Annotated in this window: 13 protein-coding genes; all 13 read right to left on the reverse strand. The window is 41.5% G+C overall.

Going from position 1 to position 9,655, the window contains the following annotated elements; genetic code table 11:
- Positions 1-47: 47 nt before the first annotated feature.
- On the reverse strand, positions 48-332 hold the full coding sequence (locus tag AAEO50_RS03530) for an EscU/YscU/HrcU family type III secretion system export apparatus switch protein (RefSeq protein WP_341980491.1): 285 nt from the start codon (positions 330-332) through the stop codon (positions 48-50).
- Complete coding sequence (locus tag AAEO50_RS03535; protein WP_341980493.1) at positions 329-2,146, reverse strand: hypothetical protein; 1,818 nt, start codon at positions 2,144-2,146, stop codon at positions 329-331. The genes AAEO50_RS03530 and AAEO50_RS03535 overlap by 4 nt, the downstream gene beginning before the upstream one ends.
- Before the next feature lie 17 nt (positions 2,147-2,163).
- A complete protein-coding gene (locus AAEO50_RS03540; protein ID WP_341980531.1) occupies positions 2,164-2,934 on the reverse strand; it encodes a ribonuclease HII in 771 nt (256 codons plus the stop codon).
- Between the two features lie 102 nt (positions 2,935-3,036).
- Positions 3,037-3,903, reverse strand: a complete 867-nt coding sequence (gene ylqF / locus AAEO50_RS03545; protein WP_341980495.1) for a ribosome biogenesis GTPase YlqF — start codon at positions 3,901-3,903, stop codon at positions 3,037-3,039.
- A 29-nt stretch (positions 3,904-3,932) separates the two neighbouring features.
- Positions 3,933-4,472, reverse strand: a complete 540-nt coding sequence (gene lepB / locus AAEO50_RS03550; RefSeq protein ID WP_341980533.1) for a signal peptidase I — start codon at positions 4,470-4,472, stop codon at positions 3,933-3,935.
- A gap of 188 nt (positions 4,473-4,660) precedes the next feature.
- Positions 4,661-5,005, reverse strand: coding sequence for a 50S ribosomal protein L19 (gene rplS, locus AAEO50_RS03555; RefSeq protein WP_175988950.1), 345 nt, complete (start codon positions 5,003-5,005; stop codon positions 4,661-4,663).
- Between the two features lie 134 nt (positions 5,006-5,139).
- Positions 5,140-5,874, reverse strand: a complete 735-nt coding sequence (trmD, locus tag AAEO50_RS03560) for a tRNA (guanosine(37)-N1)-methyltransferase TrmD (protein ID WP_341980535.1) — start codon at positions 5,872-5,874, stop codon at positions 5,140-5,142.
- Entirely contained in the window at positions 5,874-6,392 is a 519-nt protein-coding gene (rimM, locus tag AAEO50_RS03565; protein WP_341980499.1) for a ribosome maturation factor RimM, read from the reverse strand. Before rimM ends, trmD begins: the two co-directional genes overlap by 1 nt.
- Positions 6,393-6,409: 17 nt before the next feature.
- Entirely contained in the window at positions 6,410-6,796 is a 387-nt protein-coding gene (locus AAEO50_RS03570) for a YlqD family protein (protein ID WP_341980502.1), read from the reverse strand.
- A gap of 189 nt (positions 6,797-6,985) precedes the next feature.
- Positions 6,986-7,219: a KH domain-containing protein gene (locus tag AAEO50_RS03575; protein WP_341980505.1), complete on the reverse strand. Its 234-nt coding sequence runs from the start codon at positions 7,217-7,219 to the stop codon at positions 6,986-6,988.
- Between the two features lie 12 nt (positions 7,220-7,231).
- Positions 7,232-7,504, reverse strand: coding sequence for a 30S ribosomal protein S16 (gene rpsP / locus AAEO50_RS03580; RefSeq protein WP_032088859.1), 273 nt, complete (start codon positions 7,502-7,504; stop codon positions 7,232-7,234).
- A gap of 118 nt (positions 7,505-7,622) precedes the next feature.
- Positions 7,623-8,966: a signal recognition particle protein gene (ffh, locus tag AAEO50_RS03585; protein ID WP_341980512.1), complete on the reverse strand. Its 1,344-nt coding sequence runs from the start codon at positions 8,964-8,966 to the stop codon at positions 7,623-7,625.
- Positions 8,967-8,978: 12 nt separating this feature from the next.
- Positions 8,979-9,311, reverse strand: a complete 333-nt coding sequence (locus tag AAEO50_RS03590; RefSeq protein WP_425383143.1) for a putative DNA-binding protein — start codon at positions 9,309-9,311, stop codon at positions 8,979-8,981.
- Positions 9,312-9,655: the final 344 nt, after the last annotated feature.

Consider the following 9,655-nt stretch of genomic DNA (forward strand, 5'->3'; position numbering starts at 1 on the left):
TATTATTCTCATAAAATTATTTTCAATGGAAGTCAAAATACTACTAATTATCGGCTTTTGTCTTTTTCCAATTCTTTATCCAATCTGTATACAAAGGCAAATACTTCTGCTACAGCACCATACAGCTCTTCAGGGATCGATTCTCCGATATCAAGCTTGCCGAGCAAAGATAGTAGACTTGTGTCCTCCTGAATGGCAACCCCGTGTTCATTGGCTTTAGAAATGATATTTTCAGCGATGAGTCCTTTGCCTTTTGCCAAAACTTTCGGTGCTGATTCACTGGACTGATAATAGCCAAGGGCAACTGCTTCTTTTCTATGATGAGATTTCATATTTTTAAATCAACTCCTGTATAAGAGACGTTCTGCATATCCATCATCTTTTTCCTGGATATACTGTCTTGATTTTCCGGCTTTTTTATTTTCACTGAAGAAAGCTGGTAATTCATTCTTTGGAGTGATTCTTTAAGTTCGGGAATAAGTGATTGAGAGTAATGATTTACTATTTGATGTTCATTCCAGATAGATAGCGAAATGATCCTGTTCTGCACGTGCATGTCAACGAGCGTTTCTTTAAGGTTACCCAATTGGAGGTAGAACAAGATTCTGCAATGATCGCTGTCGATTTTCCCCTTTTCCTTCTCCCTTCCCATCCACTGCACGGTAATATCTGTGTGGCGGCCGAATAAATAAAGAGGGAAGTGATGCATGATATTCATAATCGATGACTGTTCCCATGAAACTAAGGCAGTATGATTCATTTTCAGCACAAGCTTTTCTGCAAGTTCGCTTATTTCTGTACTCGAATGGTGCGTGATTAACTGTGTCAGCCTCTCTTTAAGCGTTGTGGAAGCAGCCGCGATTTGAGGCTGGCTATTCAGTTGAGATTCTAAGTTAAAGCCGAACCTCCGTATTAATGTTTTAAGAGCCTGTCCCAAGTCTTCACCTTTTAGAAGAGTCATCAAATCTGCATCTATATCAGCACGTAACATGTTAAAGATCTTCCCTTCATTTGAAAGAGGTAGCTGAGCATCCCATTTGGAAAGGAGATTCGAATAGGAGCTTTCCAGCTGCTGCTTTCTTGAACTGCTCATCAGGTCAATCAAATCTCCCCCTACTTTCAAGAAGGTTCCCCCTTTTACTGTTGAGTGTTCAAAGATCAATTTCATTACTTGTTCAATGCTCTTACTATTCGCTGGACCTCTTTTACTGACTTCAGGAGCTAACTCAGAAAAGATTTGATTCATTTCGAGTATGGATGTATGTCCTTTTGAATCATTTTGTACAGTAATATTTTTCATAGTCGACAATAAAGTGTAGAGTTGTTTTGCAGTCGTACCGCTTTCAAGCAGTCCTTTGGAGAACGAACTCTTCATTCCTTCCTGCATCCCTTGAAAGGTGATACCTTTCGGAAGGATGCCCAAAGATTTCAGCAGTTCAAAATTACCTAGACGTTTCGAAAAAGGTTCTGACGTATTCAAAGCATTTTCCATCGCTCTGACTGCCATATGCTTTGAAGTTTGGGATTGAAGAGGGTCTTGGATCTTTTTAATAATCTCCAGCGTCTCCTTCCCTGAGCCAGATGCCAGTAAGCGGTCCTTTAGAAGGTTCAAAAGTTTGCTGAATGTTTCAGGTCCCTTTCCAGCTTCCATTGATAATAGCACCTTTTCTGACAGAGGCTGGTGGGCTTTAAGCATATTGATCAATACCGGCAGCCGATTTTTCAAGTTTCCGGTATTGATATGCTCGGAGGCAAAGTGAAGTAATTCCTTTGTAACAGGGATTTTATTGTTAATGAATTGGGTGACCGCATTGATCAATACTTTGTCTGCCGGTTGGTTATGTAATTGGTGGATTAATGCTTGCGCCACGTGTTTACTGTTTTGTTCGCCGGAGCTTTTTTGAATGACACTGAGGCTTAAAGCATCTTCATTTTGATGTACCCTTACCCAATAGTGTCCCCCTGCCTCTAAGGGTGCATCAAGCTTTGCAATGAACTTCCGGCCTGATGAAGATACTTCAGCCATACCCTCTCCTACAAGCTTATGAACAGATATATGTAGAACTCTTCCATTCTGCAGGGAGAATGCATTGCTCTTTACCTGGGATGATGCTTGTGAATTGTATGCGCCTAGAATTTCATTCATCTCTAATTACTCCCTTATCATTTCAGGTATGCCTCTTTTACTGGAGAGAAACTCTTTCTGTGTATCGAAGTGACCCCTTTCCGTTTTAACCCCGTTAAATGTTCTTTTGTGCCGTAACCAGAGTTTTGATCAAATCCATATCCAGGGTGTATAACAGCATATTCTTTCATAAGTTCATCCCGGGTCACTTTGGCAATGATTGAAGCAGCTGCGATTGAAATACTTTTGGCGTCCCCTTTTATAATGGATTCCTGCGGGTATGGAGTTTGGAGCTTCATTGCATCGATCAATAGATAATCAGGTTTAATTTGAAGATTTGCAATGGCCTGATGCATTGCTTTCTTTGTTGCTTCATAAATATTTATAGAATCAATTTCTTCCGCATCAATTCTCCCGATTCCAATGGAAAGAGCTTTTTTGCAAATCACGTCATAATATTCATTTCTTTTTGATTCAGATAGCTTTTTACTGTCATTCAAACCTGCGAGATAAAAATCTTTTGGCAATATCACCGCTGCGGCTACAACCGGACCGGCCAATGGACCTCTCCCGACTTCATCTATACCGGCAAGTAAAGAAAAACCTTGTTTATATAATTTCTTTTCAAATTCAGTCAGATTGGCGAAATCTTCCTTTTCTTTTTTCTTTTTCTGAAGATTGCGGTTGTAGCTCTCAATAATTTTCTGAACACCTTTTCTTTTGTCTTTATGTAATTGTTCAAAAAGGGGATCGCCCTCTGACATCTCCTCTACAAGCGATTTGATTTCGTTAATCGTCATGTTTTTCATTTCCAATGATTTGTTCTCCTTTTCTTATTATCGGATCAAACTTACAAAAATAAAGAGGCATCCATAAAGAGCGGTTACCCCCTCTTTAAAGAGCCTCGATCATTATTCCTCTTCGCTTTCAATCTCTTCAATCATGTCAAAGGTCATGGGGCCAAGCTGGACATTCCTGATATCACGGATAATCACTTCGGAAGTTTTGTCATAATCGACTTCGCCTCCACCCATCAAGCATCCGCGCTTCTTTCCCACTGCATCGAATTTCGCAATGACTTCATCCGGAATCTCTTCAAGGCTGTAGCGTTCTTTTAATCGTTCAGGATAATGCGCTTCGAGAAACCTCAAACCATATAAAGCGATATCTTGTAAATTCAGAATCGTATCTTTGATCGCACCCGTTAGAGCAAGCTTATAGCCTACTTGCTGGTCTTCGAATTTTGGCCAAAGAATACCAGGAGTATCAAGAAGTTCAAGTTCTTTGCCCACTTTGATCCATTGCTGGGCTTTTGTTACACCGGGAGTATTTCCTGTCTTGGCAATATTCTTTTTCGCAAGGCGGTTGATTAATGTGGACTTCCCGACATTCGGTATCCCGACAATCATCGCCCTTATGGCACGCGGCCTCATTCCCCGGGACTTCATACGGTCAAATTTCTCTTTAAGGATATCTTTCGCTGATTGAACGATGGAATGAAGTCCTTTTCCACCCTGGGCGTTGACTGCAAGCGCTGTGATACCCTGTTCCTCAAAATATGAAATCCACTGATTGGTTTTCACCGGATCTGCCATATCTGCCTTGTTAAGCAGGACAAGCCGTGGCTTCTGGCCGATAATTTCTTCTATCATGGGATTTCTGGACGATAAGGGGATTCGTGCATCAACCAATTCAATGACAATATCAACCAGTTTTAATTTTTCTGTTACCTGCCTGCGGGCTTTAGCCATATGTCCCGGAAACCACTGTATCGTCATATGACCACCTCCAAACTCACTTTTTACTATTATTCCACTACACCCATATCTTTAACAGGCCAATAGATAAACTTCGTGTCCCCGATTACTTCTTCAAAAGGAACCGTCCCTATATGGCGGCTGTCCTTGCTGAATCGGCGATTGTCGCCCATTACGAATATCTGGCCTTTAGGTACCGTTTCTCTGTCTATTATATCTTTTAGTGAAAAATCTTCCGTTAACGGACCGTCACTTACTTGATCCTTGTACTCTTTTAAATATGGCTCCTTGAAAGCTTTTCCGTTTACATATAATGTGTCATTCTTATATTCTATTTTATCTCCAGGCAAGCCGATTACCCGTTTGATATAATCTTTCTGTTCCGGAGCATGAAATACAACAATGTCAAAACGTTCAGGCTCCCCCAGCTTACTGACAATCATCCGATCTCCATTATGTAAGGTAGGCATCATAGATAACCCGTCCACTACGATTGGGGCAAATAAGAAATATCTGATGATCGCTGCCAGTCCAACGGCAATCAAGAGAGCTTTCATCCATTCCCACCATTCGTTTTTCTCCTTCGCCAACACATCCACCACCCAATGTAATTTCCTATCTTTTTCTATTCTACTAGAAAATCCTTTTTTTCTCATCTAAAAAAGGAGGAATTACTCCAATAGCCCCAACCTATCATCCATCAGGGAGAGAATACATAAACTACTATAAACAAGAAGAAAAGGAGCTTGTCTCCAAGCTCCTTTTCCTACGTTCTTGATTATCGAATTTCTTTGATACGAGCCGCTTTACCGCGAAGGTTACGCAGGTAGTAAAGTTTCGCACGACGGACTTTACCGCGACGTACTACTTCTAATTTAGCGATTTTAGGCGTGTGTACAGGGAAAGTACGCTCAACACCTACACCGTAAGAAATTTTACGAACAGTGAATGTTTCGCTGATTCCGCCACCACGGCGTTTGATTACTACACCTTCGTATACCTGAATACGTTCACGAGTACCCTCAACGATGTTAACGTGTACACGTACAGTATCACCAGGACGGAAAGATGGTAGATCAGAGCGAAGCTGTTCTTTAGTAATATCTTCGATTAATTTGTGCATCTTATTCAACTCCTTCCAACAGATGCTCTTACAAAAGCAATGGATTGCAGCGGAACATCGGGATCAGTGGTTAGGAGGATAACTCCTCAAGCCACAAAGAATATATTAACATATTGAATCTCAGGATGCAATAATTATCTGGACTTTTCCCATTCCTCTATCCATTGTCTTTGTTTATCCGATAAAGCGCGCTTTTCTAAAAGGTCCGGCCTTCTTTCAAACGTTCTTCTCAGGCTTTCCTTCTCTCTCCATTCTTCGATTAGACGATGATTGCCAGAGATAAGCTCAGCAGGAACCTTCATTCCCCGGAATTCAGCAGGACGTGTATAATGGGGATGTTCAAGAAGCCCGGAAGAAAACGAATCCAGTATAGGAGAATCTTCATTACCAAGGACTCCCGGGAGCAGTCTTACCACACTGTCGATGACAACCATCGCTCCAAGTTCTCCACCAGTTAACACGTAGTCTCCGATAGAAATTTCATCCGTGACCACATGTGAACGGATTCTCTCATCATATCCCTCATAATGGCCGCAAATGAAAATCAAGTGCTCTTCCTTTGCTAATTCCTCTGCCTTTGCTTGTGTATAGCGCTCCCCTTGAGGACACATCAAGACAACACGCGGCTTAGTCTCATTTTCACTTTTGAGGCTTTCAACTGCATCAAAGATCGGCTGAGGCTTGAGCACCATACCCGCTCCGCCTCCGTATGGGTAATCATCCACCTGACCATGTTTGTTATCAGCATATTCACGGAAGTTAACCACATTATAGGTTACAGCTTGCTTTTCACTGGCTTTCTTCAGAATTGACTCTCCAAATATTCCATGAAACATAGAAGGGAACAATGACAATACATCGATTTTCATCATGAAAGCAGCCCTTCCAGCGGTTCAATCGTGATACAGCGTTTTTCTATATCGATTTCCTTCACAACATCCTCTATATAAGGGATCAAGTGCTCTTTGCCTTTATCCCCCTTAACCACCCATACATCGTTCGCGCCAGTACTCAGAATCTCTTTCACGGTACCGATCTCTTCACCCTGACCGGTTACGACTTTACAGCCAACGATTTCGTGATAATAATACTCGCCTTCTTCAAGATCCTGTAATTGATCTTCCTGAACCTTTAGAATCCCTTCTTTGAATACTTCCACCTGATTGATATCGTTATATCCCTCAAAAGTTAAAAGATCAAAATTCTTATGTGTTCTATGAGATTGAATGATTAACGAAATAGGTTCATTCTTTTTTGGCAGAAAAAGGTGAAGGGTATTCCCTTTTTGATAACGCTCTTCAGGGAAATCCGTACTTGATACAATCTTCACTTCCCCTTTGACTCCATGGGTATTGACAATCTTACCTACATTAAACCAATTTTCCATATTTCCACCTCTTGTTGTCACCGGATTTCTTTCACGATTCCATCTTCTATTATAATTGTTTTTGACAATGCTCCTTCATCCCAATTGTCACCAACTTGAATATCTATCATACCTTGAACTTCTTTCTCTTTCAATTCACTGCCGATCGGCAAAATATCCAGCTGCTCCAACTGAAAATCCAACAGCTTGATTTTTTCAAGCTTCTCATCCATTTCTTTTTGAAAGTGCTGGCTTAATTTATGAGAAGGATATTTTTTTGCCCGTTCAATTTTCTTCCACTCGAATTGCAGCTGTTCATGCTCTCTCTTCAATTGAATCTTTTGATTCTCATATCGTCTCAGCAGGACTTCTTTCGTACTTTCTGTCAGCACTTGCTTTACTGTGATCGTATGTAATATATTCAACGTTCATCCCCTCCTTATTTCAGCCCCGGCGATGTCTTGATATAATAAAGGGTGTTTTCTTAGGGAGTTATCGATTTGCATTTGTTTTAAGGTATGAAAAAGGGGACTGACTTGATAAGGCTGTATGAACCTTTTTCGGGTCAGTCCCCTGCTCTCCCAGAGAAGGTTGAAGGCGGTTATTTACCGCTCTTATTCAACTATCTCTAAAAAGATTTTCTTCTGTTGTGAAGATCCTGCTGCAGCGTATACCACAGTTCGAATCGATTTAGCTACTTTCCCTTGTTTTCCGATTACCTTTCCCATGTCATCAGGATGAACAGACAACTTATATGTTATTCCATTTGATCCTTCTTCGATATCGATATGAACATTTTCAGGATGGTCGACTAAGGGTTTCACAATCGTTAGAATAAGATCCTTCATCGATCAGATCGATTACTTGCTGTTTTTAGCATTGTGGAATTTTTCCATAATGCCTTGTTTTGAGAATAGGTTACGAACTGTGTCAGATGGTTTTGCACCATTTGATAACCATTTAAGAGCAAGCTCTTCATCGATTTTTACTTCAGCTGGCTTAGCAACCGGGTTGTAAGTTCCAACTGTTTCGATTTGACGTCCATCACGTGGTGAACGAGAATCTGCTACTACGATACGATAGAAAGGAGATTTTTTTGCTCCCATACGTTTTAATCTGATTTTTACTGCCATTATTAAAGCACCTCCGAATAGTTTCACACAAGTTAGTATGATATCAAATGTGTATTTTGTTTGTAAAGTGTTTTTTCTTAACAGTTCAATTTTTTTTGTAAAAATTGAACGGATTGCCTTACATAAATGGGAATTTCATCCCTTTTTTCTTACCTTTACCCTGCATGCCGCTCATTTGTTTCATCATTTTCTTCATGTCTTCGAATTGTTTGAGTAGACGGTTGACTTCCTGGATGGATGTTCCGCTTCCTTTAGCAATCCGTTTACGGCGGCTTGCATTGATTGTTTCCGGGTGGCTCTTTTCATTCTTAGTCATCGATTGAATGATCGCTTCAACGTGACTAATCTGTTTTTCATCCACCTGAAGTTTATCCAGGCCTTTCATCTTGTTCGCTCCCGGCATCATTTTCAACAGTTCGTCGAGAGGACCCATTTGTCTTACCTGTCCCAATTGTTCCAGGAAATCGTCAAATGTGAAAGACATGGTGCGCATTTTTTGTTCCAGCTCTTTTGCCTTTTCTTCATCGACATTGGCCTGTGCTTTTTCGATCAGAGACAAGACATCGCCCATACCGAGAATTCGCGAAGCCATCCGTTCTGGATGGAAAGGTTCAAGTGCATCCATTTTCTCACCCATACCGACAAACTTGATCGGTTTCTCAGTGACCGAACGGATTGATAAAGCCGCCCCGCCCCGTGTATCACCATCAAGCTTGGTCAATACAACACCGGAAATGCCAAGCGCTTCATTGAAACTTTGAGCAACATTTACAGCGTCTTGACCTGTCATGGCATCGACAACGAGGAAAATCTCATCTGGGTTTGAGAGTTCCTTGATTTCTTTTAACTCTCCCATCAGGTCTTCATCAATGTGCAGCCGGCCTGCTGTATCAATCAGCACATAATCGTGATGTTCTTCTTTTGCTTTTTCGATTGCCTGCTTCGCAATTTCAACCGGACTTACTTGATCGCCTAAAGAAAAAACGGGTAAGCTCAGCTGCTTGCCGATTGTTTCCAGCTGTTTAATTGCAGCCGGACGGTAAATATCAGCAGCCGCCAGCAGCGGTTTGCGGTTGTGTTTCTTCCGAAGCAGATTTGCAAGCTTTCCAGTGGTCGTCGTTTTACCGGCACCTTGTAATCCCACCATCATGATAACGGTCGGAGGTCGTTTAGCCACAGCAATCTGACTTTGTTCGCCGCCCATTAATTCAGTAAGCTCTTCCTGAACCACTTTGATGACTTGCTGTCCGGGTGTGAGGCTTTTCATGACTTCCTGCCCGACAGCACGTTCACTTACTTTCTTAACGAATTGCTTAACCACTTTAAAATTAACGTCTGCTTCTAGAAGAGCAAGACGAACTTCACGCATCATTTCTTTAACATCCGCTTCTGTAATCTTACCTTTACCGCGGATTTTCTGAATTGTACCTTGCAGTCGGTCGGCTAATCCTTCAAATGCCATTCATGCCGCCTCCTAATCCAATATTTCAAGATCATCAATGAGTTTCAGAGAGACAGAAGAATCGATTGATGAATCTCCTACACTTTTTCTTAATTGATCAAGAATCTCGTTGCGTTCTTGAAATTTCTTAAATAATAAAAGCTTTTCTTCGTACTCCTCTAGCATTGCCTCTGTACGTTTGATGTTGTCATAGACTGCTTGTCTGGACACATTGTACTCTTCAGCAATTTCACCCAGTGAAAAATCATCCAGGTAATAGAGGGACATGTAGCTTCTTTGCTTTGGAGTTAACAAAGATTGATAAAAGTCGTAGAGATAGTTCATTCTGGTTGTTTTCTCTAACACGATATCCCTCCTTGTTAAGTGAAAAACCTTTACATATGAAGAATACAGATTTTGAGCGTTTTTGTCAAGGATTCATCTATATTTTTTAGATGTGTTTCAGGACTCTTTGACACCGCTTTTGATTTCCGTGCAAGACTTCGCTTTCCGCGGGTAGCCCGTGAGCCTCCTCGGTCGTACCTCCCTGCGGGAAGAAAAGCGAAGGGGCTTTGCTCAGAGGCGGGTGGCATAAGGTAAATCGGCCACGAAGGTGTTCTTTGCCTTCTTGGACGAGTTGACTTATGACATGTGCCTCTAAGCCCCAGAGCTGGACACGTCTCACATTAGCTACTCTTCCCGCAGGAGTC

Origin of the sequence: Rossellomorea oryzaecorticis (assembly GCF_038405515.1) — a bacterium.
Classification (GTDB): Bacteria; Bacillota; Bacilli; order Bacillales; family Bacillaceae_B; genus Rossellomorea; species Rossellomorea oryzaecorticis_A.

What these genes read in the sequence shown, in the direction of transcription:
- rimM (WP_341980499.1), bottom strand. Translation starts at nt 6,392, where the DNA reads ATGGAAAATTGGTTTAATGTAGGTAAGATTGTCAATACCCATGGAGTC.
- rplS (WP_175988950.1), bottom strand. Translation starts at nt 5,005, where the DNA reads ATGCACAAATTAATCGAAGATATTACTAAAGAACAGCTTCGCTCTGAT.
- AAEO50_RS03575 (WP_341980505.1), bottom strand. Translation starts at nt 7,219, where the DNA reads ATGAAGGATCTTATTCTAACGATTGTGAAACCCTTAGTCGACCATCCT.
- AAEO50_RS03540 (WP_341980531.1), bottom strand. Translation starts at nt 2,934, where the DNA reads ATGAAAAACATGACGATTAACGAAATCAAATCGCTTGTAGAGGAGATG.
- ylqF (WP_341980495.1), bottom strand. Translation starts at nt 3,903, where the DNA reads ATGACGATACAGTGGTTTCCGGGACATATGGCTAAAGCCCGCAGGCAG.
- AAEO50_RS03535 (WP_341980493.1), bottom strand. Translation starts at nt 2,146, where the DNA reads ATGAATGAAATTCTAGGCGCATACAATTCACAAGCATCATCCCAGGTA.
- AAEO50_RS03530 (WP_341980491.1), bottom strand. Translation starts at nt 332, where the DNA reads ATGAAATCTCATCATAGAAAAGAAGCAGTTGCCCTTGGCTATTATCAG.
- ffh (WP_341980512.1), bottom strand. Translation starts at nt 8,966, where the DNA reads ATGGCATTTGAAGGATTAGCCGACCGACTGCAAGGTACAATTCAGAAA.
- trmD (WP_341980535.1), bottom strand. Translation starts at nt 5,874, where the DNA reads ATGAAAATCGATGTATTGTCATTGTTCCCTTCTATGTTTCATGGAATA.
- rpsP (WP_032088859.1), bottom strand. Translation starts at nt 7,504, where the DNA reads ATGGCAGTAAAAATCAGATTAAAACGTATGGGAGCAAAAAAATCTCCT.